This window comes from Paenibacillus sp. KACC 21273 (assembly GCF_028736095.1).
Lineage (GTDB): Bacteria > Bacillota > Bacilli > Paenibacillales > Paenibacillaceae > Saccharibacillus > Saccharibacillus kyungheensis.
Genome location: NZ_CP117876.1, coordinates 3,217,381 through 3,243,418 on the forward strand (window position 1 = coordinate 3,217,381; position 26,038 = coordinate 3,243,418).

The 26,038-nt window shown below is 35.8% G+C and carries 29 protein-coding genes; 11 read left to right on the forward strand and 18 right to left on the reverse strand.

Translation table 11 applies throughout. The annotated features are described in order from the left end of the window. Positions 1–354: 354 nt before the first annotated feature. Complete coding sequence (locus PQ460_RS13950; protein ID WP_274170191.1) at positions 355–969, reverse strand: MSMEG_1061 family FMN-dependent PPOX-type flavoprotein; 615 nt, start codon at positions 967–969, stop codon at positions 355–357. Between the two features lie 100 nt (positions 970–1,069). Next, on the reverse strand, positions 1,070–1,426 hold the full coding sequence (locus PQ460_RS13955; protein WP_274170192.1) for a hypothetical protein: 357 nt from the start codon (positions 1,424–1,426) through the stop codon (positions 1,070–1,072). A gap of 326 nt (positions 1,427–1,752) precedes the next feature. On the opposite strand from PQ460_RS13955, the gene PQ460_RS13960 reads away from it, so the two are divergent. Both PQ460_RS13960 and PQ460_RS13965 read left to right on the forward strand, forming a co-directional pair. Further along, positions 1,753–2,094 carry a protein YmzB gene (locus PQ460_RS13960; protein ID WP_204824395.1) on the forward strand — a complete coding sequence of 114 codons (342 nt, stop codon included), beginning with the start codon at positions 1,753–1,755 and terminating at the stop codon, positions 2,092–2,094. 312 nt (positions 2,095–2,406) lie between these two features. Then, positions 2,407–3,900: a glycoside hydrolase family 30 protein gene (locus PQ460_RS13965; protein ID WP_274170193.1), complete on the forward strand. Its 1,494-nt coding sequence runs from the start codon at positions 2,407–2,409 to the stop codon at positions 3,898–3,900. 153 nt (positions 3,901–4,053) lie between these two features. Here PQ460_RS13965 and PQ460_RS13970 read toward each other — a convergent pair whose 3' ends face one another. From PQ460_RS13970 to PQ460_RS13985, 4 genes are all read right to left on the reverse strand, one after another. After that, positions 4,054–4,533 carry an NUDIX domain-containing protein gene (locus PQ460_RS13970; protein WP_274170194.1) on the reverse strand — a complete coding sequence of 160 codons (480 nt, stop codon included), beginning with the start codon at positions 4,531–4,533 and terminating at the stop codon, positions 4,054–4,056. Positions 4,534–4,721: 188 nt separating this feature from the next. Beyond that, positions 4,722–5,573: a PPK2 family polyphosphate kinase gene (locus PQ460_RS13975; protein ID WP_274170195.1), complete on the reverse strand. Its 852-nt coding sequence runs from the start codon at positions 5,571–5,573 to the stop codon at positions 4,722–4,724. A 165-nt stretch (positions 5,574–5,738) separates the two neighbouring features. After that, on the reverse strand, positions 5,739–6,602 hold the full coding sequence (locus tag PQ460_RS13980; protein WP_274170196.1) for a CHAD domain-containing protein: 864 nt from the start codon (positions 6,600–6,602) through the stop codon (positions 5,739–5,741). A 123-nt stretch (positions 6,603–6,725) separates the two neighbouring features. After that, positions 6,726–7,487 carry a class I SAM-dependent methyltransferase gene (locus tag PQ460_RS13985; RefSeq protein ID WP_274170197.1) on the reverse strand — a complete coding sequence of 254 codons (762 nt, stop codon included), beginning with the start codon at positions 7,485–7,487 and terminating at the stop codon, positions 6,726–6,728. 69 nt (positions 7,488–7,556) lie between these two features. On the opposite strand from PQ460_RS13985, the gene PQ460_RS13990 reads away from it, so the two are divergent. Continuing rightward, the gene (locus PQ460_RS13990) at positions 7,557–8,162 is read left to right on the forward strand and encodes a hypothetical protein (RefSeq protein ID WP_274170198.1); all 606 of its coding nucleotides are present in this window, start codon (positions 7,557–7,559) and stop codon (positions 8,160–8,162) included. Between the two features lie 41 nt (positions 8,163–8,203). Here the strand turns inward: PQ460_RS13990 and PQ460_RS13995 are convergent, their stop codons facing one another. From PQ460_RS13995 to PQ460_RS14010, 4 genes are all read right to left on the reverse strand, one after another. After that, a complete protein-coding gene (locus PQ460_RS13995; protein ID WP_274170199.1) occupies positions 8,204–8,545 on the reverse strand; it encodes an Imm41 family immunity protein in 342 nt (113 codons plus the stop codon). Between the two features lie 48 nt (positions 8,546–8,593). Beyond that, complete coding sequence (locus tag PQ460_RS14000) at positions 8,594–9,100, reverse strand: hypothetical protein (protein ID WP_274170200.1); 507 nt, start codon at positions 9,098–9,100, stop codon at positions 8,594–8,596. 105 nt (positions 9,101–9,205) lie between these two features. Further along, complete coding sequence (locus PQ460_RS14005) at positions 9,206–9,469, reverse strand: hypothetical protein (RefSeq protein ID WP_274170201.1); 264 nt, start codon at positions 9,467–9,469, stop codon at positions 9,206–9,208. Positions 9,470–9,516: 47 nt separating this feature from the next. Next, positions 9,517–9,744, reverse strand: a complete 228-nt coding sequence (locus tag PQ460_RS14010; RefSeq protein ID WP_273615932.1) for a hypothetical protein — start codon at positions 9,742–9,744, stop codon at positions 9,517–9,519. 403 nt (positions 9,745–10,147) lie between these two features. Here PQ460_RS14010 and PQ460_RS14015 point away from each other — a divergent pair, with 403 nt between their 5' ends. Continuing rightward, positions 10,148–10,480: a helix-turn-helix domain-containing protein gene (locus tag PQ460_RS14015; RefSeq protein ID WP_274170202.1), complete on the forward strand. Its 333-nt coding sequence runs from the start codon at positions 10,148–10,150 to the stop codon at positions 10,478–10,480. 39 nt (positions 10,481–10,519) lie between these two features. On the opposite strand, the gene PQ460_RS14020 is transcribed toward PQ460_RS14015, so the two are convergent. The 5 genes from PQ460_RS14020 to PQ460_RS14040 all read right to left on the reverse strand — a co-directional run bounded on the left by PQ460_RS14020 (position 10,520) and on the right by PQ460_RS14040 (position 14,696). After that, on the reverse strand, positions 10,520–11,515 hold the full coding sequence (locus tag PQ460_RS14020; protein ID WP_274170203.1) for a hypothetical protein: 996 nt from the start codon (positions 11,513–11,515) through the stop codon (positions 10,520–10,522). Then, entirely contained in the window at positions 11,499–12,524 is a 1,026-nt protein-coding gene (locus tag PQ460_RS14025; protein ID WP_274170204.1) for an AAA family ATPase, read from the reverse strand. The genes PQ460_RS14020 and PQ460_RS14025 overlap by 17 nt, the downstream gene beginning before the upstream one ends. A gap of 101 nt (positions 12,525–12,625) precedes the next feature. Continuing rightward, entirely contained in the window at positions 12,626–13,327 is a 702-nt protein-coding gene (locus PQ460_RS14030) for a hypothetical protein (RefSeq protein ID WP_274170205.1), read from the reverse strand. Between the two features lie 113 nt (positions 13,328–13,440). Beyond that, entirely contained in the window at positions 13,441–14,088 is a 648-nt protein-coding gene (locus tag PQ460_RS14035) for an EcsC family protein (RefSeq protein ID WP_274170206.1), read from the reverse strand. A gap of 305 nt (positions 14,089–14,393) precedes the next feature. Further along, on the reverse strand, positions 14,394–14,696 hold the full coding sequence (locus tag PQ460_RS14040) for a hypothetical protein (RefSeq protein ID WP_274170207.1): 303 nt from the start codon (positions 14,694–14,696) through the stop codon (positions 14,394–14,396). 487 nt (positions 14,697–15,183) lie between these two features. Here PQ460_RS14040 and PQ460_RS14045 point away from each other — a divergent pair, with 487 nt between their 5' ends. Next, positions 15,184–16,359: a copper amine oxidase N-terminal domain-containing protein gene (locus tag PQ460_RS14045; RefSeq protein ID WP_274170208.1), complete on the forward strand. Its 1,176-nt coding sequence runs from the start codon at positions 15,184–15,186 to the stop codon at positions 16,357–16,359. Positions 16,360–16,520: 161 nt separating this feature from the next. On the opposite strand, the gene PQ460_RS14050 is transcribed toward PQ460_RS14045, so the two are convergent. Further along, entirely contained in the window at positions 16,521–17,186 is a 666-nt protein-coding gene (locus PQ460_RS14050) for a hypothetical protein (protein ID WP_274170209.1), read from the reverse strand. Between the two features lie 244 nt (positions 17,187–17,430). Here PQ460_RS14050 and PQ460_RS14055 point away from each other — a divergent pair, with 244 nt between their 5' ends. After that, positions 17,431–18,606 (forward strand): stalk domain-containing protein, encoded by a 1,176-nt coding sequence (locus PQ460_RS14055; protein ID WP_274170210.1) that lies wholly within the window; start codon positions 17,431–17,433, stop codon positions 18,604–18,606. A 365-nt stretch (positions 18,607–18,971) separates the two neighbouring features. Here PQ460_RS14055 and rpsN read toward each other — a convergent pair whose 3' ends face one another. Both rpsN and PQ460_RS14065 read right to left on the reverse strand, forming a co-directional pair. Next, on the reverse strand, positions 18,972–19,241 hold the full coding sequence (gene rpsN, locus PQ460_RS14060; RefSeq protein WP_273615930.1) for a 30S ribosomal protein S14: 270 nt from the start codon (positions 19,239–19,241) through the stop codon (positions 18,972–18,974). 176 nt (positions 19,242–19,417) lie between these two features. Beyond that, positions 19,418–20,623 (reverse strand): GTP-binding protein, encoded by a 1,206-nt coding sequence (locus tag PQ460_RS14065; RefSeq protein ID WP_443147216.1) that lies wholly within the window; start codon positions 20,621–20,623, stop codon positions 19,418–19,420. 279 nt (positions 20,624–20,902) lie between these two features. Between PQ460_RS14065 and nikA the strand changes: the two genes are divergently transcribed. The 5 genes from nikA to PQ460_RS14090 are packed head-to-tail and all read left to right on the forward strand — an operon-like array spanning position 20,903 to position 25,837. Further along, positions 20,903–22,438, forward strand: a complete 1,536-nt coding sequence (nikA, locus tag PQ460_RS14070) for a nickel ABC transporter substrate-binding protein (protein WP_274170212.1) — start codon at positions 20,903–20,905, stop codon at positions 22,436–22,438. 2 nt (positions 22,439–22,440) lie between these two features. Then, complete coding sequence (nikB, locus tag PQ460_RS14075) at positions 22,441–23,391, forward strand: nickel ABC transporter permease (protein ID WP_274170213.1); 951 nt, start codon at positions 22,441–22,443, stop codon at positions 23,389–23,391. Then, positions 23,391–24,242, forward strand: a complete 852-nt coding sequence (nikC, locus tag PQ460_RS14080; protein WP_274170214.1) for a nickel transporter permease — start codon at positions 23,391–23,393, stop codon at positions 24,240–24,242. Before nikB ends, nikC begins: the two co-directional genes overlap by 1 nt. A 3-nt stretch (positions 24,243–24,245) precedes the next feature. After that, positions 24,246–25,049, forward strand: a complete 804-nt coding sequence (locus PQ460_RS14085; RefSeq protein ID WP_274170215.1) for an ABC transporter ATP-binding protein — start codon at positions 24,246–24,248, stop codon at positions 25,047–25,049. Continuing rightward, positions 25,049–25,837, forward strand: a complete 789-nt coding sequence (locus tag PQ460_RS14090; protein WP_274170216.1) for an ABC transporter ATP-binding protein — start codon at positions 25,049–25,051, stop codon at positions 25,835–25,837. The genes PQ460_RS14085 and PQ460_RS14090 overlap by 1 nt, the downstream gene beginning before the upstream one ends. Positions 25,838–26,038: the final 201 nt, after the last annotated feature.

The following is a 26,038-nucleotide window of genomic DNA, read 5'->3' on the forward strand; positions in this document are numbered from 1 at the left end:
TTCAACAGCAGTTACACATCTAAGCTTTTTCACAACATTATACATCTAGGTATTTACGCCTACTTCATGTACCACTTGCATCATTATATGGGATAAATAGGATTCTTCCAAGTACTTATTTAGTTAGCATCTCTTTTTAAAATAAGATAAGAATACAAAAAAAAGCGGACTACTCCCGATAAAAGGAATAATCCGCGTGCTTCGCGAGAATATAGGTATTAAGACATAGTTTTCATTTCCGCAAGAATACCATAGAATAAGTAAGCTGTAAACCTATTTATCCTCTTCTTATCGAAAAAAGAGTAAACTCTGATCGTTTTCTTCTTCTATTTCGGATAGCCTACTCAACATTGTCTATAACACAATGCCATTCATTTTCAAATGAGCGATAAACATATCTTTGGTCGAAGGATGTTGTTCCTGATCGACCCATGCTTCTGGTTGCCACGCATTACCTGTTTTGAGTGCACGCGGACAATGGATAAAACACTCTTCTACCTCTACGATAATACCAAGTCCCATCGTTTTGCCTGTCCAATTCATCTGTTCCAGTAATTCACTGTCTTTGGTAATCCGAGCATGACCATTCACCCGTAATACTTCATTCATACCCGGAATTAGAAAGATCATACCGACTTTGGGATTCTCCAATATATTTAACAATGAATCTGCACGCCGATTACCATGACGTTCTGGAAAAATAAGTCGTTGATCGTCTAACACTTTGACAAATCCTTGTTCATCTCCGCGTGGAGACACATCACATCTGCCCTGGTGATCTGAGGTAGATAAGAAAAATAACGAAGATAATGATAAGTAGTATGCAATATGCGGATCAATAGACGCAACGGTCTTTTTGACAATATGTTCATGAGGAACACCAGTAAATGCTCTCAATTCTTCAATAGATGTAATGTATTGTTCAGATTGTTCTATGTTCGTTGCTGTTGTATCTGTAGTCTGCTTCATATTCGCCCTCCTATACTTCTCAGTTGGGTTTATCATAACAAGCTACAGTATACGTGTCTATCTCCTCCGCCGATCTCTTATTTTCTACTTCGATCTATATTCAATCTCTACGCATCCCTCGAAAAGAGTTAAAGTATAAATTAAAAGAGACAAAAGACGTGTTTAAGCTATTTATATGTTCTAAATTTTTGTAGATTCGATCTGCGATTTGATAACATTCTTCAGAAGAACGTTTGAAATAAATTCCGAAATATTTTTGCATAATACAATACACTTGATTCCCTAATTCATCCGCAGACTTCATATATGGAAGGATTTTGACAATATGATCGACTTCAATCGAGTATTCATCGGGTAAGCACCATTCAATCAAATTCATAGGATTCCAATACATGATATGTTTCTCAACCATTGTGTATATATCTTCATCAAATACCTGATTAGACTTATTGTTCATGATTAACCTCCTACCCGGATAGCTACCTATCCAGAGCGTAATCTCTTTCTCTAATTTACTCTGTTATCAGGTTGTTGAATCATAATGTGAATACTATATTTATACGTTGTACATTAATGTATTCTTTTACAAAAAGACTGACTAAAAAAAGTATCTCTTATTCTGCTTCATGTGTAAATATGGTAAAAGACCCACTTGATTGCCTATTCGTGCATTTACAGAAATAAATATCACCAGATTCCATCCCCTTGAGAACGGGTAAATAAAGCATTACAACACTTCATTTGCTTCATAATACTATTTCTAATACAAAAGGATGATGAATAATGGAACACGAAAAAGATGTACAAACACTATCAGATTGGTTGAACAATCATCTTACACGCACTATCATTATTGAAAAGCATGAACTTGACGATACAGATGAAGTTCATTTCACAGTGACTGAAGTCGATATTCGTAGCGAGGACAATGCTATTGATGATTATGTAGAAAGCTCTCTGATCTTACATGGAGAAGGCTCTACATCTAATGCAGATGGCGACAATGTGCCTTTGCCACAAAATACGTATGAAATTGCACTACACGATCTACGGATCGATCATATAGACGATACGCATGTTAAATTAAATACAGAACGCGCACAATATGCATTAACTGCTAAATAAGTGCCTGCATTTCTATTAAAATAATATATATAAAGATATTTTAAAGAATATCACTACAATATATGTGCTTAGCAAAAAAACCTCTTTTGTATCAATCGATATAAGAACTTTCTTATTCTTTTGATCATCAAGAGGTTTTTTGTCGTCTTTTTTATTTTCAATTGTATAGGTAATTCTATTCATCCTCTGTGCGTTTCTACGATTTGTGACATAACTGACCTAAAACATTTGTAAAAAAAGGTTTATTTTGCTAATATCAATCCGAATATTAGTAAACGCTTACAAAAAAATACGAAGAGGGTGTATATGTTCATGTCTATGTTCAAAAAAAGCCTTAATCTTGTTTTGTTAAGCTCGTTGATGATTACACCATTGATCTCGTTACCTGCGCAGACGTATGCAGCTAATGAATCGGTAGAAGTCTGGTTAACAACTGCTGATCCCAACTCGGAACCTGCTGTAGGACTCAGTCCAAACGCTCGTCTTACCAAAAAAGCTAATATCAACTTCAGTAGCAGTACAGGTAATGCCGATTATACGATCAATGTAAATGAAGGAAAAACGTATCAGAAGATGGATGGCTTTGGTGTTTCTTTGACAGATTCATCGACATGGTTAATGAATTATAAGTTAAGCAGTGGCAAACGTGCTGAAGTGATGGAACGACTGTTTGGAAATACAGGTATAGGGATGAGTATGCTGCGTCAGACGATGGGTGCTAGCGACTTTGCATGGAGTACGTATACTTACGATGATACGGCAGGAGATACTTCGCTCAGCCAATTCTCGATTGCACGTGATCTTCCTTATATCATACCTATGACCAAACAAGCACTTTCCAAAAATCCTAATCTTAAAATCATCGCTTCTCCATGGAGTGCTCCAGCGTGGATGAAATATACAACCAATGATAAAAACGGTACAGGTAAATTACAAGCGCAATACTATCCAACCTATGCTAATTATTTTGTAAAATTTATTCAAAGTTATCAGGCACAAGGTATTCCTATCTATGCGGTGACTCCGCAAAATGAACCACTATTTGAGCCAGGACGTTATCCGGGTATGAATATGAATGAGCAAGATCAGATTGGCATGATCGGTGATTACCTCAGCCCTGCAATTAAAAATGCGGGTCTAAATACAAAAGTGATCACTTACGACCACAACTATGACAACTGGTCTTATCCGAATACAGTCATTACAGGGCTTAAAAATAGTGGCAAATCTAGCGCTGTAGCTGGTAGTGCTTTCCATCATTATGGTGGCGATTATACAGCTATGACTTCAATGCATAATGCACATCCTGACAAAGACATTTGGTTCACAGAAGGTGGATTTGGCGATTGGAATGATAAAGTCGATGGAACAACTCAAGGATTCGATAATATGATCAATGAATTTATCGGAATTACTCGTAATTGGTCCAAATCGATTATTTTGTGGAATGCTGCGCTAGATCAAAAAGATGGTCCTAGTGTGATCGGAGATAACAATACCAATAAAGGTATGGTTACGATCCAGAACTCGGATAACAGCAATAGTAATCCAGAAGATAAAGTGACGTATAACAAACAATATTACCTGTTAGGACATTTCAGTAAATTTGTAGTAACCGGTGCTACACGTATTGATACCAATTCATCCAATGATATTCAAAATGTAGCTTTTAAAAATCCAGATGGTACTAAAGTAGTTGTATTGTATAATTCTCAAACTGCTACTAAAACAGTAAAAGTTCAGTGGAATGGTCAATCTACTAACTACACTGTTCCGGGCAAATCGGTTGTTACATTAAAATGGTAATAAATATGCTCCCTATATCTAGAATGTAAACAAATAAAAGCTCTGTCCCTTTCTTCATTCCTATGTTGGTATAGGTATGGTAGAAATGGCAGAGCTTTTTCTTTTATGCTATAGAATTTACATAGCTTCTCGATTTCGTTATGGTATTAAAAATTAGTTTCTAAGTATCCCCTGCTGCTGATCTGCATCCATTAAATCTTCAATTAATGGACGTTGTGCTGGATTGATCTGCTCTATATTCATTGCTTCTACCTTATAGAATACAAGCTTAACAGATTCATCATCTTCAAATCGTAACGTTTTTCCATCCGTAGCTAATTTTCCTTCCAGATCAGCAACCACATCGAAAATAAACATCACAAATACAACATCGTCTCCACCGGGATACGTATACTTCAATCGTTCTCCACTATACACAGCATACAATGTAGAAGAAATCACTTCTAACCCGGTCTCTTCTTTTACCTCGCGTAGCATCGTTTCTTCAATAGTCTCGCCTGCATTCATTCCACCACCAGGCAAACCCCAATCGTTAGAATCTGAACGCTTTTGCCATAATATACGATTTTGCTCGTCTCGAATAATCGCTCCACCGGTTACGATAATCTGTCGCTCTTGATCTGAATGTTCCATAGGATTCCCCTCTTTTCTGGATAAGATAGATTGCTTATAAATAAACGGAGTATGATTAAAAAATGCTGGTCATATCACTGTTAGTAAAATCCAACAGTATATAACACAGCATTAAGTTTGTATCCGTCATTTTATTGTAGATCAATATCATAGTGGCTTATTCCACTGTAAATAATGTATAAATAGGCTTACTTTTTATCTTTTAACAATTTTTCACGCTCTGCATACATATCCGGCAAGTGATCTTGTAATTTCGGATTCGGATCAGGATACGATAGATCCAAATCTTCCAATGTACGCACTACTATTTGTAATACTGCTAGATCACGATACCAGCGATTATCAGAAGACACGATATGCCACGGATGATCTTTAGTTGCTGCATGTGCAAATACGTCTTCATAATACGCTTGATACGTATCCCACGATTTGCGTTCTAACAGATCACTTTCATCAAATTTCCAATTCTTTTTCGGATTTTCGATACGTGCAATTAATTTTTCCAATTGAAACTCTTTAGAAATATGCAAAAAGATTTTGACCACTTTAACGCCATTATCTTCTAACATTTCTTCAAAGTGTCGTATTTGTTTAAAGCGCTGTTGTGCTTTTTTATCTGAAATCATCTTATGCACACGCGTAATCAACACATCTTCATAATAAGAACGGTTAAACGCTGTAATATAGCCAACGCCTGATACTAATTTGTGAGCACGCCAGAGGAAATCATGATCCATTTCTTCGCGAGTCGGTGTTTTGAAGCTATGCGTCTGCACACCTTGTGGATGAGAAATAGAAAAGACTTTATTAATCACGCCATCTTTCCCACTGCAATCCATGCCTTGAAAAATAAACAGAAGCGATTTCTTTTTACTTGAGAATAGCTTGTCTTGTAGCTTCTCAAATCGTTTCATCAGTTCTTTGGTTTCTTTTTCGGTATCTTCTTTGGAATTGTACTCGCCTGTGTTTTTAGGATCAATCTTTTTCAGATCAATCTTATCTCCTGTAGCAAGTACCCAGTTCGATGATCGCTTGGACATATCTATCGCTCCTTTAATAAAAAACGTTTCTTCTATATATACCCGAATTTATTCAGCAAAAAGCAATGCTATTCAAAATGACGTTTCAACTAATATTATACAAAGTACAGGTATCTTAAAGATTCAACACAGGTATATCGTCACTCATTTATACAAATACATCTATTATGATGATTGTTGTTCATGGACAGCTTCATTCAGTTCCTGCTGTAATTTCTCTATAAATGCATTCCAGACTTCTTCGTTAACTTTAAGCTTTTTGGGATTATAATCTTCTAATGTCTCTACCCATACTCGCTTATCGTTGATATGACCTAATTGGGTTTGAATCTTTTTGTATACTTCTTCCGAATCACGGAACTTGGAACTTAGCGCAAATTCAGCAGCAGAAGCAGTATACCGAATCTCTTTGGCAGCGATCCGTAATTGGTGTAATTCATGTAACGCTTCTACTGAATCGATGCCTTCTGTTTTGGCGGTCTGGCGGTAAGTACGCTTCTGTTGTTCATAAGCAATCTCAAGTTCACGCATAATACGATTCACATCGGCTTGAGCTGCCAGCGATTCCAGATGTTCTTCTATGAGTGTTTTCCATTTCTTTTTAAGTATTTTGCCTTGTAGTTTGGGTAACTTTTTGGCAAGCTTGGTGCGATATTCTTTACGTTCTTGTTTGTGAGCTTTGATCACAGCTTTGAGCAGATCAGCTTCTTCTTTATGGTTATCTGCTTTGGCATCTTCTTTTCTTTCTTTAAAAGCATCAATCATCACATCAGCGTCTCTTACTTTACCGAGTGCTTTTTGCGATTTTTTCAATAACGGAATCAATCCAGCTTGATCCGAAGCATCCAAAATACGCAACAAGGTCATCAGCTTACGACAATTGACCCGGGCTTGATGCACATCTTCATCATCAAAATCTTTAACTGCTTTCTGACCATAACTTAAAAATTTCTCATAATGATCTTCTAACACAGTCTGCCACTGCGTTGTTTTACTTTTCGCCAAGCCTATCGTTTGAATATTGGTCATTGATATTCCTCCAGTGGGATGAAGCGTTATAATTACGGGTTGTATCTTATTTAACACATTCTAACCGTACTGAGTCATATAAAGACGATACTCTTTCATTATAGAGGATTGGCGTTCACTAAGCTATTTAGCCTGTGCATGGATCACAAAGCGATGTTGTTTTACTTCAAAGTAGCCTTGCTTTTGAATTAATAAATGAATAGCATATAGATCATCCATATGTTCTTCGAGTTGAAAGTTTGGAATTTGCCATGGAATCGCTTTAAGATAGTACAACAATGCTCCAATATCGTAAAATCGTTCACTTGGAAATTCTTCTTTTTGGTAGACTATTTCAAAATGATTCTGTTCGAGTTGTGAGACTGCTGTTGCTAGATTCCAATCTATAAATTCTTGATTCAAGGGCTTATGTAAATGTTGATTAATCTGCTGATCATTCAATCCACCTACTTGCTGAGTCATCAACCATCCATCTTTTTGTAGCAAACGTCTTACTTCACTTGGACTATACGCTTCATGCTGATTCGTAATAAGATCGAACTGTTGATCAGCAAATGGTAGATCATCATCGTTATCAATCTGTACAACCTTTACGCCCAAAGGTTCTAACCGTTTCCTAGCAATCGGTACATTAGGAGCATAAGCTTCTGTGGCATAGATTGACGGTGGAAACGGTTGCAAACTTGATAAAAATTCTCCACCCCCAGTACCCATATCTAACATCGATTGAGACTTCTTAATGTGCGGTACGATCATCTGTTCAAAATTCCAAGACAACGGCTGTACTTTCATTCTTCCATTCTCAGTAACCCATGAGAAATCCCATCCGCTGAATTCTTGCTCAGCATCTTTGACATAGTTCCAAAATATTGCATCTTGTATCATTTTGTATTACTCCTTTTTATTGGTAATATATACAGTATAGTTGATAAATAGCTAAGAAAGGAAGATTGAATGAGTCGGTTCTATTATATTGCATCAAGTTGCCAGCTTCCCTTAGGAGAGCGAGGAGGTATATTTCACACCCTTCCGTATAACGAATGGATCACTTCACCAGAGTATCTTGCCAATCAAGAAAAGCAACGAGCCGATGGTATAGTTCCGTTAACAGATATTGTGGACTTTTCTACATTTGCTGATCGAGATGTCATGATTTATAAGACGCAAGAAGATGCCGCGGGTATTTTTATTCAAGAAATTCCACGCTGGGCTGGCGTACTGCAAAAACATTTTCACCATCCATTTATATACATGATCTCTCCCGAATCAGGCGACTTTAATATTGAAGCTGATCCAGATCAGTATGAGGATTTAGATGCTTATCGTGCTTCGCTGAAATGTTGTCGTGAATTATTTAAACTAATGGAAGAATATCGGGGCGATGCAGAAGATTTTGAACTGTATACATGTTGGTCAGGCGAAGAAGAAGAGCCACGCAATATCAAGTTGGATCGCATCATAGATTTAAATACATATGATGTGGCACAACAAGGGTTTGAAATGTTAGAAAAGCAGTATGTCTTGGTAAAGTTGCCTACGCTTCATCATGAAATTGAATAATACGTGTTACCATAGAAATAAGAGCCAACTGTGATTGGCTCTTATTTTTCATTTCCTTGGATGAATTTTCTAACTACCGTTTCCAAACGTTCGATCATTTCAGTCAGTTGTTCATCGCTCACATTCTCTATCGACGAATGATCGTTCATATCCAGATGCCAGATCACACTTTTTAGTATATAACTGTATGTAAAAAACACCTGATCCATAAGAGCACGTTCGATCATTTGGTCATCTTGCGCCTGCTGGGTCAATTGAGTTATCGCATCAACGTAAGCTTTAAACGCAGACATATTAAACATATTCCGTTCATGAAGATCATGAATAAAACTTCCTTCGATTCCTTTCACATTTTGCTCAATAATTATTCTTGCTTCATCCATTATTCTATTCCTCCAACGTCCGTACTTCTTTTACATTTGGGTAGTATTTCAATGGTTATATTTTTCTATTGCTGCCAGTTCTCTTTGCACAGATGTTCCATAATTTTTATCATTCACTAAACTTTTGAGCGCTTCTATCGCTTTAGGATAATTTTTGTGTTGAGCTAATAAAGCAAACGCTGCGCTTTTGAATAAAATATAGTTATCACTTTGGATCATAGTTAAAGCCCAATCGATCTCTTGGTCATCTACTGTTAGTAGTGACAAGGTGTTGATACAATTCACAATCAGACTATCATCTTCTGTATCATCAGCATTTATAATAGTCATGAGCTTTTCTTTGATATCTGTATCATCGTAATCGCCTTTGTACAACCCTAAAATGGTAACTGCTTCTATTCGGATATCATCATCGTTATTCGTATCTGTAGCAATAAAAAGAAAGAAATGTGCTAATGCTTGATCTAATGTCTGGTCAAAACCTTTTAAAAAATCCAACTGTTCTTGTTCATTCAAAGAATGATACTTTTTAATAAACTGATCTTCAGTATGCATACGCCCTCCTGTAACAAAAGATAAACAGAATTTACTCTATTGCGGATTAATATGTTATGTATAATCCAGCTTCTCTAACTGTAACAGATCACTTACATCATCACTTTACTCAAAGATTCTAACTTGCTTCTCTTCTTGATAATCCCATCCCTGATCAATAGCATACTGAATCAGACGCGCACAGACCACAGGACGATTTGGATTAACATCATACATTCTTTTCCAACTAAAAAGAAATTCAACATGAGACGTTTTGGAAGAATAGATTTTGACACTAACCATAGGTATAGAAGGTGTCTGGTCGATCACGCAGTGGAATGTATAGTCATTCACAGTTACTTTCTTTTGTAGTTTCTCAAATAATTTCATCATATCCTCCTTCTAGTGGTTGATCACAATACCTCAGCCAATCTATATTATACCTGAAAAGCACCTGTCATTCCTGTCTGTAAATGAACTGCAAAACGTTGCAGTACATCCTGTGCTTGATGTTCTTGATCATATTCACCCACTGTAAACGCAGATTCAACAGACCCGTTACCAGCATAAGCAGAGATTACAAATTTATGATCAGCAGTTTCTAATTCTAACGTTAGGACAGTTGCATCAATAAATGTTGTACGGTCTTGGCTTCTGATCCACATGTTTAGGTGCTCCTTTGGTTGAGTTAATATGTATTTTGGAAAAGAGATCTGAAGGTTAGAGTATAAATATACTCCACTTCGTCAACGGATTATCCTTGTCGTCGCTGTTGTTATTGGATATCTTGATTAAATGCTTATTATGGAAGATATCCAATAACAAAGGCGATCGCTTCGCTCTTTCAGGACAATTCCGTTGCCTTCGCTCTGAGAATTTGAAGAAAATTCTTCTATCGTACCTAGTAAGTACAGATCATCGAATTTGCTGTAATAGCAAATAATAACTAAAAATCATTGTTTTTATTTGCTATTTTAAATCTATTTTTCTAATTTAGCAATAAATAATTTTCTGTTTTAGAAAAGTGATATTATTTATTTGCTATATTAGAAAGGAAGTGGAGCTACAGTGAAGACCGGAGAACGAATTAAATTACTAAGAGAAGAAGCTGGTCTTAGTCAATTGGACTTATCTAAATTAATTCATATCAACAATAGCGTATTATCCAGAATTGAATCTGGAAAAAGACCTGTAGAGGATCATGAGTTAAAAACTATTGCAGATTACTTTAATGTAGATGCTGACTTTTTACTAGGTCGAAAAGATATACAACGAATTAACGATGAAAAGAAAGATTACATAGATCATGTGCTTGGATGGACAGACGAGGAAAAAGAAATTGCTGAGGCTGTTATTCAAACCTTAAGGCAATTGAAAAGCCAATCTAACAAACCAAAATAAGAAAGAACCAACACTTTATAATGTTGGTTCTTTTTGTAATTAGATCAGGTCTGAAGGATAGTTATCAATTCTTTTTATAATATCTCTAGTTAATTTCGATAAGGATTTACGATGAAAATTATCTATATCCTTATATTCTCCAAATAATACATTTTTAATTTCCTGCTCATTTTCATATAATCCAGGAAAAGAAACTATTAATTCTTTTCTCTTAATATGATTATAATGACGATATTTTTGTAAAATTTCAAAAACAATATCATTATGATTTTTGTATAATTCTTCAATTCCGATTATATCTAAATGATCTTTGATAACCTTTTTATTAGAAGAATCAACTTTAATGGAAACTTTCACATGGTTTTTATCACTGATTGCTTTTACATCATCAATATTAAAATCAAAGGTAATTAAATGGTCTACTTTAGCTATAGAATAAGGTGAAATTGAAAGTGACTTATCACTTTTAGCATGATTACAACTAGAACATACAGGTATCAAATTATAAAAAGACATAGCAAGTAAAGGATATTCGGATTGACTATAATAATGATCCAATTGACAAGTTCTTTTTATAGTATATTCAACTCCATTTTTCCCAGTTTTATAAATCCTTTTAGTATTATTTATATAATTTCGATTACATAAAGGACAAACTTTGAATCCTAAAGATTCTACCATGGTATTTGCATTATAAGTCAATCTAGGTTCTCCTCTAGGTTTACGAAGTCCAATATGAGCATCTTTTCCATTAGAAAACTTATTATACATCTTTTGAAAAGTTGTATCCTTTTTATATTTTATATTCCGTTTTGCAATTTTAGTAAGTTGATCAAACTTTGAAGTAATAATCTCACGTAAAGTATTATTAATTCCATTCTTTTTTAATTTTTCATTAAATTTTATCTCGATTTCATCTGTACTTATTTTTTTAGTTCCTTTAATCTGTTTAAAATCTTTGTACAATTGATCCTTTATAGCTTTATAATGTATCTCAGCAAGTTTATCTAATTCTTTATTATAGATTCGAATCATTATCATCCAACTTTCTGAGACGATCTTCTAGTTTTTTTATATGTTCTGTAAGTTTTATATTTTTTTCAATTAAATTATTATTTAACTCTTCATCATGTTCAACTGCTCCCATGTACATCTCGTTTAACTTCATCGCAATTAATGGCTCTCCTATACGTTCTATAACATATTTAAAAGCTTGCTTCTCTTTATCTAATAATTTTTTATCTTCACTTAAAAGGGCTTCATTAAGGCGTGTGATTATAAAATTAATTTTCTGTTTAGCAAATTCCCCCACAGTACTCTCCATAAAAAAATTATCTGAAAATAGAGTATGAATATTACTTGCAAAAGTTTTTTCAAGATTTAATTTAATCTCAACTTTTTTCTCTTTATTTGTATTAAGAGCAATAACTTGTTCTGTATATAAATCAGATAATAAAAAAGGAGAATGAGTAGTACAAATAATTGTATATTTCTGTTTAGATTCTTTGCTAATATCTTTCAAAAATTCTAAAAGCATGAATATTAGTTTTCTATTCCACTCTGGGTGCATAAAATTGTTTGGTTCGTCTAATAAAATTACAATATTCTCTTTATCTACTATATCTTTTAAATTAATTGCATAATATATTACTGAAAATAAATTAATTATATCCTCTTCTCCAGTACTCATGTTAATAAATTCAGTAATTAAGTATTTTGCATCTTTCGATACATATTTATCGTATAAATCACTAAACTGATCAATTAAAATTTCATGTTTATTAAATTTTAATCTAATTGTATTATTTATAATTAGAGAATTATCTATAACAGAAAAAAAATCTAGAAATTTTTTATAACCTTCTTTGTATAGTGTTAAATACTGCCCGTTCGCTTCTTCCGATAAATCAAATATTAGAGATAATGTTGAAGCTTCATCACTTAGATATTCGCAAACTTCTTGAAGATAAATTAAATCATTTGCATTTTCTATTTTTTCAATTCCATATAAAATATTATTCTCAAGTGATTTTTTATGAATCACAATTTCTTTAAAGACTATATTTATATAAGTTTTTAAAAACCCAATAATAAATTTTTCTTTCTTGTCTTTTTTTCTTAAGCTAACTAAATTTAGAGTTTTTTTTAATTTAGAATCAATGGCAATTGGAGATACAGAAATAGAAAAAAAATATCTTTTTTCATATTAAATATATCCTTCAAATATTCTTTTGACGTTTCTTCTTTTGAATTTATATCTGCTATAAAGCGACATTTTTGGCTTAAAATATTTTCATTTCTCCTAAAAGAAAATCTTTTTATACTTAATCCATAATTATATGGAGTATCAAATAAACTAAGACGATTATTGTAACTAATAAACGCACTTTTCTTATTTTGTTTAAATTCTTTTATATATCTGAATTTTTTTCTAAATTTATCATATTCAACCTCTATACAATATGCTAAATTTAGAAAAAGATTTTCTTGATTTATTAGAATGCTTATAATTTCTCTTCCATTTCCTTCAATTACATATCTATGTGAAGATAAATAATAAATATTAAAAAATTTATCATTATAATTAGGATCATCAGGACTATAATTATTTATTCCATTTCCTAGTAAATGCAGTATATTAGTTTTGCCTGTACCATTTTTTCCTACAATCACTTTAAAGTTTTCTATACAAGTGTACTCAGAAAAAAGGTTAAAGTAATCATCATTTTTTTTTATATTTATTGTTTGCTTATCTTCTGCAAGCTCCACTTTAAATTCATTATTCCAATTTAAACCAATATTCTCTAAGTTTCGATATATTTCAATCCATGTATATAACAGTTTCATTTATTTCACCTCTTTAATTTTTTAAGTTGAATTTACAAATCTACTATTAGATTTAGTTAGTAAGCAAAGAAAATTTCGTTATAAATTTCTTTGCTTACTAATACATTTCCAAATTAAATAAGGGTTCCTGATTTAGAATTATTAAATACTTTTTTAGCTGTTTTACCAATTGTATTTGTTCCTATTCCATCTACTGCTCCCCCTATAATACCTCCAAGTAAAGGAACAGCTTTTCCTAAATTCACTAGCCCCTTGGTTCCAAATTTCGTCACTAATCTTACTCCTACAGCTTTATTTATTGCCTTAATAATTTCATAAGGAACTTTTTTAATAGCTTCTCTTGCTAAACTAGTTCCTATTTTTATTCCTGCTTGTTTTAAAATATCTGAAGCCGCTTGTCCTGTAAGGCACACAAAAACAAATGTCTTTACTTGATCATCTTTAAGATCATAGCCGCGCATGTGAGCAATTGTAGCTATTAATCTAATCTGAATATACATTACAGATGCTATATTAGCAGGAATTGCCACTGGAAGAGTCACTATTCCTCCTAATCCTGTCAAAAATCCGCTTGTAATCCCTTTGGCATTCTGCCACCGAATTAAACTATCAATAGCTTCTTCAACTGAACTATGTTTATTCAAGTAGTTTCTTGATAATTCTTCTACTGTTTCAGCACCAGGGATGCCATTCATAGCTTTTTCATAGCTCCAATTTAATAATTTAGTCATTTTGCTTTCATCTAAAATTTCGTTAGCCACATGATTATCCTCCTCAAATTACTCAAGTAAAATATATGTAATAATTAGATTTTTATTACATATATAGAATAATATAATTATGGTTATAAAGTCTATATAAATAAACCATAAGACCTAATTTAAAATGATAAATTAGTCTTATTTAAATTTTTGAATTAGAGCAAGTATGAATTTAAAAAGGCATCTATTATAATTCTCTCTTTTACAAAAGAAAGTAGATTATAGTAGTGCCTTTTTCAAAATTTATTTTAGCTCTTTTTAATACTTAGCATATTCTAAAAATACATATATTAATTTAAAATCTATTAATAATTACGATCCTTACTAGAAACCTTAGAATCCAACACTCTATATTTAAAAATGCGCCACACGATATAAACCACAGCAAAAAATAAACTCCATTTTAAACATGTAGATAATAAGAGATATGAATAGTCTGACCAAGGCAAAGCTAACGTTATAGACATTCCTTCTCCCGTTGACTCCGTAACTTTACGTTGATCAGTAAGTACCGAATAATATATTCCAAATACAAATCCATATAGCAAACATTTAATAATGCGTTTCTCATAGCTTTTGATCACTTGGATTGCGGATTGGATGTTCATCGCTAGTTCTCCTTTTTGTTATTATTCTGTCCGATCATATGAATATTCTTTGTACCCACCATATGTAAGTATACAAGCTGCAATAAACAAAATAATCGGTATAACTGTCCACAATATATGAATATTTAAAACACTATACATAAAATTCATATTTACCATGCGATCCGATGAACCTATTGCCGAAATGATAAATCCTGAACATAGAATCCCAATCGAAGCAAGAAATAAACTGCATCCTATTATGACTTTAACCATAGTACTCTCCTCTCTGTTGCTTTATTACTGTGTATCATTCACCTTTGTACCTTGGTAACTATACCTCATAAATAAACCTATCATGGCTACAGCTCATGACTTTATATCGTGCTAATTTTCTTGAAATTACACCTATCGATGTAATCTATATCTGACCTTCTGCAACTTCTTCCTGGCATATGCGTCCATATACATAACCACCTTATCACAACCAGGAAAGGAAATCCTTACCATGAATAAAAAAATGGTTTTCTCTGCTTTACTATCGTCCACTTTGCTGTTGCAATCATCTTTATATAATCCTGCATCAGCATCTAGTTCTTCCTTTCCAACTACATATACTTTTTATTTGGCTAACGATCCTAAAGGATTTATTGTAAATTCTACACTTGTCCAGAATGGTACTATCTTTTTAGATATTCGTGAGTTAGCGGAAGATTCAGGGTTAACATTGGCTTGGGATTCAACAGGTCAACGTGCTTCGCTTAACGGATTTATGAAAAAAGCAGCGATTCGCTTAGGAAGTCGTACCGCTATGCTAGATGGGAAAACCGTTACACTGAGCGCAGCCCCTTTTAAAAAGAAAGAAAAAAAGACTAATAATGAAATTGTATATGTCCCTGTTCGATTTGGTGTACAACTACTGGGTGGTGATCATATCCAAGTAGATCGACAACAAGTTCATGTTACAGCCCGCAACATCAAGTATTATGATGTCATTACTGATGTCTACAATGGCTCTACCTATACTTTGAAAAAGGATGGTGGAGACTTATATGTAGCTTATGGGAAGCAGGCTCCGGTGAAGTTAGTCTCACTCGGCATCGATTTTGATTCGGTAGGTATGGAGTTTGAGTCAACTGCGGGTGGATTGTTGATCCTTACGATTAATAATGCTTACGGAGAACCACATATTCATAATCAGCAAGTAAAGCTTATTTTCCAAAAAGGAAAGTTGATCCGAAAAGCATATGCAGACTTTACCAAAATCAATGACTCCGACATTTCTACCTATCAAGATAAGATTGTGCTAAGCGATGGGAAAATATTACGGATGATTGAAGATAGTACAGGCAATATTGTCGATGAACTTGATCTGGTGAAGCTTGGTGGTGGGAGTAACGAAAAATACGCGGTAGAAGGTCTGTACGATGATGTTATCCTTATGCGGACTGCCTCCAAAGGAAGACTTCTGCTGATCGATCGCCATACCAACCAATCTGTCACATTATACAAAGAACTACTAGATGCTTCGTGGCAAAAACAGATTAGCGAAGATGTAGATATCGATTCTTTTGGCTCAGGGGATTATCTGCAATTTGATAAAAGAGTTAATAACACCTTCTATTTTACTTTTCGTGCTGGCTCTAATCAGGAAAAGCATTTCACCTATACTTTGAAATCGTAGATCGGCTTTTCGCATGTGTGTGGCAAGTTACTCGTACTCTATCTTTATTACATTTTCAAATAAAAATACACCTCGGATAGATACCAGACAACGTTGAACGCTATTCATATCTATCTGAAGTGTATTAGATTGTTATGAGCAATGAGCTACAACAGTTACAATTACGAATTCAATTCTGCTAATCGTGCACCTACTCTAGCTACAGCAACACCTTTGATCGGTGATCCATTAGAAGTAAAATTAACATAATACGTACCTGATTCCCAAGGCTTGGTTGTATATATCGACCAGTTGGTTCCACCTGCGATAGTAACTACACGTTCAGTCACAAGGTCACCTGTTGGTGAATCTTTGGATATGGATATAGCAATTCGTTGCTTCCCTTTGTTATTGACCCAGATTTTCGCATAACGATACCCTTTTTCTACTGTAAAAGGCTTGGACATCTGTGTCCCTGTTAAGCGTTCAACCAATACCGTTTGAGTCGATTGCGGTGGGTTTTTAGGATCATCTTTTTTTAACATAGTAGGAATGCCAGACTCTCTTTTGAAGAAAGAACTTCCTACTCTTTCTATTCTTCCTACTTTAGAACTTAATACGAAAGGTAATGGATCAACCGGCGCTAATATCGTATTATTTACAATATTGCTATCTGGACTGCTAATCACTTGAGTCTCATCTGATTGTATATTGTAATACGTAATGATCGGTACGACTACGAGCAATACAATGAAGGCTAGCGCGGTAAGTGTAATAACACGTACTTTTTTCGGCTTATCCCATTTTGCCCAAAAGTTCGAACTTGATGTTGATTTATTTTTTTCCATTACTAATACCCTGCTCTCTATGACTTAAATAGTAAAACTAATCTTGCTTCATACATCCTATGTATCTTTAAATGAACTCCTTTCTATGCAGTAGTGTTATCTTTGCTTTTAAAAAAAGTAACACTATCGCTTCCTAACACAAAAGCAATAAGTGTTACTATTTATATATAATTTATCTTTTTTATTGTTTAATTGTCAATTATAGTATGAAAATCTGCTATTAACATCCAAAGGAGAAATTCAAATGATGTACAAAAAATATGCTTTAGCGACCCTGCTTACTTCCACCTTACTAGCATCCACATTCACACCTATATACGCTAAGTCTGCTACACCTGTTACTCCTTATAGTTACGAATTGAATTACGCTCAAAAAGAAGGTTATTATAGTCCGTCACATGGAAGCACAGTTACCCGTCAAGGTACAACGTTTGTCGCTATGAATGATTGGCTTACTGATCAATCTGGATTACAGATTACATGGGATCAAAGTGGTACACGCGCTTCTTTAGATGGCTTTATCAAAAAAATCGCTGTTCGTGTAGGTAGCCGTACTGCTCTGTTAGATCACCAAAAAGTGACTTTAAGTGCAGCTCCATTCAAAGCAATAGATCCTTTAAGTGAAAAGTCAGAATTATACCTTCCTATTCGCTTCGTTGTACAAGCTCTCGGTGGAACTGAGCTTCGTATAGACGCCGCGAATCATAAGCTAGTTGCAGATCATCTACAATCCCTTAATGTTCTCAAAGATAGTTATCAAGGCACAACATATGCAGTCAAGAAGGCAAACGGAGATATCTATATAGCGCAAGGCAAAAATCTGGCTAAACGAATCGCCTCTATTAATGAGACACTGGATTTGGCAGATATCGAAGTTACGGCTACACCTAAAGGATTACGAATTATGCGTATTGGCGATTCGTATGGAGAACCTCATATTAACTATCAGGATTTTACTTTAATTTTCAAAAATGGTGCTTTGATCAGGCAATCACATATGAATTATCATTGGGGTGTAGGCACAAACATCGAAATGTATAACGGGAATATTGTATTAAATGATGGTCAGACCTTACGAATCATTGAAGATGGTACAGGCAAAGTAATAGACACGATTGACCTCTTCAAACTTGGAGGTGGCAAAGACACCTATACAGTCGAGGGTTTACAGCCTGATTTCATAGTAGTACGTTCTATTAAAAATACACACTTAACTTTAATAGATCGCCAAACAGGGAAATCAATTATTTTATACAAAGAACTATTGAATGCGAATCAACAAGAACAAGTCGAAAACGACGCACCACCTATGGGTAGGGATGATCGACTGACTTATGTGAAGCGTAATGGGAATACCCTCTATTTCACATATGATAAAGGTTCTAAAAATGAGAAAAAACTGACTTATACATTAAAGTGAATAGTCATTTACTCTACCAATTCCCGAACTTTGATCTATGGTTGATCGATATCGAAGATCTTCTCGAATGAAATGGCTACTCTCCTGCTATTTTATATTGATACCGATCGGATTTTGAGTCGGTACAGATTTGATCGGTGCGGATTTGAGTAGTATGTTGATTATGTATACTAACAACAAAAAGGTGCAATCATCTACGTCTAATATCGTAGGAGTTTGCACCTTTTTAGTGTTGGATTTACAAAATTAAAGTTAATCTAACCAGTAGATTTATTTTAATAGATCCTATTTAACTCTATTGAATGTATTCAGGCTAATAGATGTAATAGTGCAAAAATCATATTTTAGAATATGCCATTTTACTGTTACCAGCTTGCTTTCTGTACCCCGGGAATCTGACCTTTGTGTGCTAACTCGCGAAATACGATACGGGATACTTTGTACTTTTGTAAATATCCTCTTGGTCTTCCTGTGATCTGGCAACGACTTTTGAGTCGGGTTGGTGAAGAATTGCGTGGTAATTTTTGCAATGCTTCATAGTCTCCTTTTGCTTTCAGTTCGCGACGCAAATCTGCATATTTAGCAACCATTTGTTCACGTTGTTGTTGACGAACGACTTTTGATTTTTTAGCCATAGTGTAATAACTCCTTTGTTATTCGTAATATTTATTTTTTATTTACAAAACAACTTATTCATTTTGTAGCACACGATTATTCTCTTGTTGATATCGTGCTATATATTTAGTTAATGGTTCTAAAATCAATCAATGACACTTAAAAAAATAACGATATTACTACTCTATCGACCTGCTTATTGACCTAATTGTGGAAAAGGATCTTTGAATTTTTTCCAATTAGAGTTCATTTCTTCTTCAGTCAGTAAAGCCTGATCCAAAGACTGTTCAATCTGCGCACGATCCAGATGTATTCCAATCAGTACAAGCTTGGTTACCCGATCGCCCCACACCTCATCCCAATCTGTAGGTAATGGATAATTTTCTCCCAGATGATATTGTCGTTCTTCCTCCGTCAGAGCAGCAATCCATAAGCCCGCCGGCGATAATTGCTTGGAACTGCCTGCTTGACTGAACGAGATCGCTGTCCGATTACGTGTAGCTAACCAGAGAATCCCTTTCGCACGTACTACTTCTTGTGGCCATTGTGTAATCCATTGCAACAAGCGCTCTGGATGAAAAGGAACTTTGCGTTTATACACAAAAGAACTGATTCCATACTCTTCAGTCTCCGGTGTATGCTCTTCTTTCATCATTTCCTGTATCCAGCCTGCCGATTGACTCGCTTGTTCGAAATCAAATCGCCCTGTATTCAATATCTCCTGTGGATCTACTTTGCCATAAGTGGAACGGATGATTTTGGCATTCGGTTGCAGTCCTCGTAGTGCTGTTTCTAATCGTTCTAATTCATCAGGTTCAATCAGATCGCATTTATTCAAAATCAATACATCGCAAAATTCAACCTGTTCGATCAATAAATGTACAATACGGCGTGTATCATCCTCCCCTGCGGCTTGTCCACGATCTGCAAGAGATTCACGCGAATAATAATCGTGCCAGAAGCCTTGAGCATCCACCACAGTGACCATCGTATCCAGACGGGTAAACTGCGTCAGATCGATTCCCTGTTCTTCATCAATATAGCTAAATGTCTGAGCGACAGGAACTGGTTCGCCAATGCCTGTCGATTCGATTAATAAATAATCATAACGTCCATCACGAGCAAGCCGTTCTACTTCGACCAGCAAGTCTTCGCGTAATGTACAACAGATACAACCATTAGACATTTCGACTAATTTCTCATCAGTTCGCGATAATCCTCCGCCATCACGAATAAGGTCTGCATCAATATTCACATCACTCAAATCGTTTACAATAACCGCTACTTTCAAGCCTTCACGATTGTTTAACACATGATTAAGCAATGTCGTCTTCCCTGCGCCTAGATAACCGCTCAATACGGTTACCGGAATCTTAGAAGATTGTTCGATCAGCGTCATGATTGATTCCTCCATTTCTTTAATAGTAATTATTACTATTAATTCTATGAATACACTGTACTCCTCTTATTTCTGATTTGTCAAATGATTTTCAAAATATCAATGATATGAAAATACGGTCATACGATGATGATTCATATCAATTTTTAGTTTACAATCGTAATCGTAACGATTATTATTTAAGAGGTTGACCTGTTGATAATGTATTTCATTTACGTTGTAAGAAATCAACAGGAGTAAGCATAGTATGTACAGACTGACTATATATAAGGGGGATTTTTCTTGTTATTATCTTTTGCTCGCACATTACGTTATCCGATCTCATTATTAATAATTGTTCTAGTATTAAGCGGTTGTACTTCGCCATCGTCATCTTCTACAACTAGTGAAGCAACTCCAAAAAGGCTAACACTTCTATTTAATGTTCAAAGCAATACGATTGATCCACATACTGATGTGAACTATACCGCTTCGCGCGCAGGAATCAGTGAGACACTGGTTAAAGTCGATGATCAGCAACAATTACAACCCTGGCTAGCCACTTCTTGGGAAAGTAAAGATGGACAACACTGGACATTCCAGATTCGTTCTGATGTCACTTTCCATAGTGGTACACCCGTCGATGCTCAAGCAGTTAAAGATTCTCTCGAACGTGTGATTCAAAACAATCCCGCGATTCGTAATGCTCTACATATCGATAAGATAACGGCTAAAGGGCAAACGTTACAGATTGTGACCGATACCCCTCTTCCACAATTCCCGTCAGAACTGGTACATCCGAATACCGGTATTATAGATACGGCTGTAGATGCAGGTACACCCAGTGGTACAGGTCCCTTTGTACTGGCTCAATTTAAGCCGGGGATAGAAGTCGATGTGAAGCGTAATCCTACGTACTGGGATGGACAGGTGAAGTTAGATGAAGCGACATTCTCATTTAATGAAGATGCTAATGCTCGTCTGCTGGCTCTACAATCAGGGAACGCCGATGTGGTCTATCGTTTTCCTGTAGAAAGTCTATCTCAATTACAAACCGATCCTAATCTAGTGATCGAATCGGTTCCCGGCTTACGTGCTCATCAATTAATTTACAATATGGATCATACACATCTGGCAAAATTACCTGTACGTCAAGCCATCGATTCCCTTTTGAATCGTCAAGAGATTGTAGATGCTGTCATGTCAGGTCAAGCTTCTGTAGCCAAAGGGCCTTTTTTGACAGATTCACCATTCTCTCCCCCATACACAGACAAGCCATTTGATATACAACGTGCACGTACCTTATTCGCTCAAGCTGGATATACAGTAAGCAATGGTGTAGTGACGGATAATGGAACACCGCTAACATTCAAACTGATCACTTATCAATCACGTGCTGAGTTGCCTTTGATTGCACAGTTATTGCAAGCTAATGCTGCTCAATTAGGGATTAAGCTAGAGATTCAACAAGTGGATAATGCAGATGAGTATTTAGCAGAAAATAAAGATTGGGATATGGCGATCTATAGCTTTATTACAGCACCACGCGGTGATGCAAGTTACCTGCTCAATTCGGTCTATACCCCAACAGGCGGACTGAATTACGGACAAGTGAAAGATGCTCAATTAAATACATTAATCCAACAATTGAATCAAACAGTAGATAACGAAAAGCGTAATATTATTGCTCAACAAGCTGTGGAAATGATTGACCGCAACTTGCTACATTCGTACATTATTCATCCGAATAATTTTGTTGCTCATCAAAAAAATGTGAGTGGCTGGGTTACAAGCAAAAGCGAATACTACATGTTAACGAAAGATCTGGATGTGAATTAATTATGCGTATGTTGATACAAAAAATAACAGGATTATTGCTATTTCTGTTCATTTTATCGTTTATCAGCTTTTGCCTGCTCAAGCTTGTACCCGGTGATCCGGTACGTAGTATGTTACGGGTAGATGATGTAGCTGTAACCAATGAGCAGATTCAGCAGATGCGAGCACAATTAGGATTAGATCAATCTGTGTTTGTTCAATATGGGTACTGGCTTCAAAATCTATTTTCATTAGATCTAGGTCATTCGTATATGACCGGACGACCGGTATTTAGTGAATTTATCGAAAAAATTCCGTATACGCTTATGCTGACAGGTACTTCGCTATTAGTCATGATGATCATTTCGCTACCACTCGGGATTCTATCTGCTTTATACCGGGGTCGATGGACTGATCATATTAGTCGCATTTTTGCGCTAATCGGTTCTTCGATTCCAAGCTTTTGGTTAGGTCTATTATTAATCGATCTATTTGCAGTAAAGCTTAGAATACTGCCTTCTATGGGAGAAGGTTCATGGCAACATCTTATTCTGCCATCTATTACACTTGGTATCGCTATGTCTGCGGTATATGTGCGATTGGTGCGAGCCAGCATTTTGGAAAGTAGTCATCAAGAATTTATTCGTTCTGCTCGGGCTAGAGGAATTGGCAAAAAGCGTATTTTCACTTTTCATCTCATGCGTCATAGTCTAATACCGCTATTAACTGTTTTTAGTGAAAGTATCGGTAGTCTACTTGGAGGAACGGTTGTGATCGAAGTTCTGTTTGCTTATCCTGGTCTGGGTAAATGGATTGTCGATGCGATTACAGCGCGGGATTATCCGATTATTCAAGGCTATATGCTATTTATGAGTATTTTTATCGTATTACTGAATATGGCTGTCGAATGGTCGTATCGTTATATCAATCCAGCGATTGCTATCGGTCAGCGAAAAAAAGGAGCGACTTCATGATGAACTTGAGAATAGGACTGCGTTATCTCCTCTTGAGTCTATTCTTTTTATTCCTGATTCTCGCTCTAGTCTGGACACCGTATAACCCCTATCATATTCAAATGAGTGATAGGCTTCAGACTCCTAATGCACTGCACTGGTTAGGAACCGATCATCTTGGAAGAGATCTGTTATCTCGTATTATGGAAGGTGCTCGGACAACGGTAGGGATCAGTCTTACGATTATGTTCGTATCGCTTCTTATCGGTGTTCCGTTTGGATTGTTATCCGGTTATATCGGCGGCTGGTTAGATAAAGGATTCAAAAAAATAATAGATGCATTTATGACATTGCCTGATTATATTTTTGCTCTGATTTTAAGTGGATTACTCGGGCCTGGATTAGTGAACTTGATCTTTGCGATTACAGCAGTCAAATGGGTTAGTTATGCAAGGTTAGTACGAAGTATTGTACTGGAACAACGACAAAAAGATTATGTCCGTCTTGCAGAAATCAGCGGGATGAAGCCATGGACATTAGTGATAAAGCATATTTTGCCTCATACGATTGGTAATCTTCTCGTATTGGCTACGCTTGATATCGGTAAAATTATTTTGATGATCGCTTCGCTATCGTATATCGGTCTTGGGCCACAGCCACCTAGCCCTGAATGGGGAGCGATGTTAAGCGAAGGAAGAACGTATTTTCAGACTGCTCCGCATCTTATGATTTTCCCGGGATTATGTATTGTGATCACTGTTCTACTGACCAATAGCTGGGGTGATATTCTACGTGATCGGTACGATGTTCATGTTCAACCCGTATTATCCAAACGTTCTATTTCTTCGATTCTATCGCGCAAAGGAGTGTAACCTATGTTAGCTATACAAGGATTGACTGTTCATCATCAATCACATACCCTTGTCCATCCGCTTAATCTTCAGCTAGAACGTGGAGAATGGTTAGCTCTTGCCGGTGAAAGTGGAAGCGGAAAAACATTAACCAGTCTAGCGATAGGCGGATTGCTATCAGCGGATCTTCATGCTCATGGCAGTATTGAGTTAGAAGGTCAACAATTATTGCATTTGCCAGAATCTGAACTTCGGTTGATTCGAGGACGTGATATTGCATATGTATTTCAAGATTATCAGGGAGCATTCACTCCATTTATTACAGTTGGCAAGCAAATGGATGAAATGATACGTGCTCATACTTCCTTGTCCCGTCAACAGCGTCAGTCTATTTGTATAGAACGATTAGAACAAGTAGAATTACCTGCCAAGCAAGTCTATCATAGCTACCCGTTTGAATTGAGTGGCGGACAGTTACAACGTGCTGCGATTGCTACAGCATTACTTTTATCGCCTAAAGTATTGATTGCTGATGAACCCACTACAGCGCTAGATAGTCTAACTTCTCGCTCTATCATTACGTTGATTCAGCGTATACAGCAAGAAACAGGTATCGCTATTTTGTGGATTACGCATGATCTACGTCAGGTACAGCGTACAGCCGATACATTGCTGATTATGAAGTCAGGTCAAGTTGTAGAATCTGGAAAAAGTCATAGTATCTTTTTCCATCCTACACATCCGTATACGATTCAACTGTTATCGTCGGTTCCCAAGTTACCTTCTCGCTATCGTCTAGAGTTGCAAAATAAGCAGGTGAACATATAATGACTACTCTATTGCCTACTATTTTAACAGCAGAGCATCTAACCAAAACGTACAACGATCACAATCATCCTGCACTGTCTGATGTATCATTGACGATCCGTAAAGGAGAATGTGTAGGAATTGTTGGTGAAAGCGGCAGTGGTAAAAGTACACTGGCACGCTGTCTATTGCGCTTGGAATCGCTAGATCAAGGGACGATTGCATTTCGAGAACAACCGTATCATTCGCTAAAAGGGTCTGCTTTGCGTCAAGCCCGTCAACGTATTGGAGCTGTATTTCAACATCCGACAGCCGCACTCAATCCGAAGCTTACTATTATCGACTCCTTAATGGAGCCACTTGATCTACAGCCAGCATTACGTCCTTCGTTTATCTCGTCTGATCACTACAATCGACAACAGATCGCGACTCAATTGTTAGCACAGGTTCATTTGCCGGCAACATTATTATCTGCTTATCCACACGAATTAAGCGGTGGACAAAAACAGCGTGTAACGATAGCACGAGCGATCAGTACTGAACCTGATCTGATTGTATTGGATGAGCCTACAGCAAGTCTGGATGTCACTAGTCAGGCGGCTGTATTGAAATTGCTACAAGAACTGCAACAATCTCTACATCTATCCTACTTATTTATTTCGCATGATCTAGCGGCAGTGTACCAGATGAGCGACCGTATTGTAGTCATGCGTCATGGACAGATTGTGGATCAATTTGCTGCAAATGATCTGTATCATGAAGAGCGACATGAATACACAGCTTCTTTACTGGATGTATTTTTAGCGTAAAATTATCTATTGCTTCGTTTAAATTCAGCAAGTACTTGTCACTATTTTTTGAGAAGATGAAGTTGAAGATATACTTTGAATAGATACTTTTTTGCAAGTTTGAAATTTGCTATTCTTATGACTTTGTAGCCCTATCTTATAAAAGCCTTTTTGACAGTAGATATCTTTCTCTACTTTTGAAAAGGTTTTTTATTTATCATA

Coding starts and splice junctions, on each gene's coding strand:
- PQ460_RS13990 (WP_274170198.1), top strand. CDS start 7,557: ATGAGTCGGTTCTATTATATTGCATCAAGTTGCCAGCTTCCCTTAGGA.
- PQ460_RS14050 (WP_274170209.1), bottom strand. CDS start 17,186: ATGGAAAAAAATAAATCAACATCAAGTTCGAACTTTTGGGCAAAATGG.
- PQ460_RS13975 (WP_274170195.1), bottom strand. CDS start 5,573: ATGTCCAAGCGATCATCGAACTGGGTACTTGCTACAGGAGATAAGATT.
- PQ460_RS13985 (WP_274170197.1), bottom strand. CDS start 7,487: ATGATACAAGATGCAATATTTTGGAACTATGTCAAAGATGCTGAGCAA.
- PQ460_RS13980 (WP_274170196.1), bottom strand. CDS start 6,602: ATGACCAATATTCAAACGATAGGCTTGGCGAAAAGTAAAACAACGCAG.
- PQ460_RS13960 (WP_204824395.1), top strand. CDS start 1,753: ATGGAACACGAAAAAGATGTACAAACACTATCAGATTGGTTGAACAAT.
- PQ460_RS13965 (WP_274170193.1), top strand. CDS start 2,407: ATGTCTATGTTCAAAAAAAGCCTTAATCTTGTTTTGTTAAGCTCGTTG.
- rpsN (WP_273615930.1), bottom strand. CDS start 19,241: ATGGCTAAAAAATCAAAAGTCGTTCGTCAACAACAACGTGAACAAATG.
- PQ460_RS14005 (WP_274170201.1), bottom strand. CDS start 9,469: ATGAAATTATTTGAGAAACTACAAAAGAAAGTAACTGTGAATGACTAT.
- PQ460_RS14010 (WP_273615932.1), bottom strand. CDS start 9,744: ATGTGGATCAGAAGCCAAGACCGTACAACATTTATTGATGCAACTGTC.
- PQ460_RS13955 (WP_274170192.1), bottom strand. CDS start 1,426: ATGAACAATAAGTCTAATCAGGTATTTGATGAAGATATATACACAATG.
- nikB (WP_274170213.1), top strand. CDS start 22,441: ATGCGTATGTTGATACAAAAAATAACAGGATTATTGCTATTTCTGTTC.
- PQ460_RS13950 (WP_274170191.1), bottom strand. CDS start 969: ATGAAGCAGACTACAGATACAACAGCAACGAACATAGAACAATCTGAA.
- PQ460_RS13970 (WP_274170194.1), bottom strand. CDS start 4,533: ATGGAACATTCAGATCAAGAGCGACAGATTATCGTAACCGGTGGAGCG.
- PQ460_RS14040 (WP_274170207.1), bottom strand. CDS start 14,696: ATGAACATCCAATCCGCAATCCAAGTGATCAAAAGCTATGAGAAACGC.
- PQ460_RS14090 (WP_274170216.1), top strand. CDS start 25,049: ATGACTACTCTATTGCCTACTATTTTAACAGCAGAGCATCTAACCAAA.
- PQ460_RS14055 (WP_274170210.1), top strand. CDS start 17,431: ATGATGTACAAAAAATATGCTTTAGCGACCCTGCTTACTTCCACCTTA.
- PQ460_RS14045 (WP_274170208.1), top strand. CDS start 15,184: ATGAATAAAAAAATGGTTTTCTCTGCTTTACTATCGTCCACTTTGCTG.
- nikC (WP_274170214.1), top strand. CDS start 23,391: ATGAACTTGAGAATAGGACTGCGTTATCTCCTCTTGAGTCTATTCTTT.
- PQ460_RS14030 (WP_274170205.1), bottom strand. CDS start 13,327: ATGAAACTGTTATATACATGGATTGAAATATATCGAAACTTAGAGAAT.
- PQ460_RS14020 (WP_274170203.1), bottom strand. CDS start 11,515: ATGATTCGAATCTATAATAAAGAATTAGATAAACTTGCTGAGATACAT.
- PQ460_RS14000 (WP_274170200.1), bottom strand. CDS start 9,100: ATGCATACTGAAGATCAGTTTATTAAAAAGTATCATTCTTTGAATGAA.
- PQ460_RS13995 (WP_274170199.1), bottom strand. CDS start 8,545: ATGGATGAAGCAAGAATAATTATTGAGCAAAATGTGAAAGGAATCGAA.
- PQ460_RS14085 (WP_274170215.1), top strand. CDS start 24,246: ATGTTAGCTATACAAGGATTGACTGTTCATCATCAATCACATACCCTT.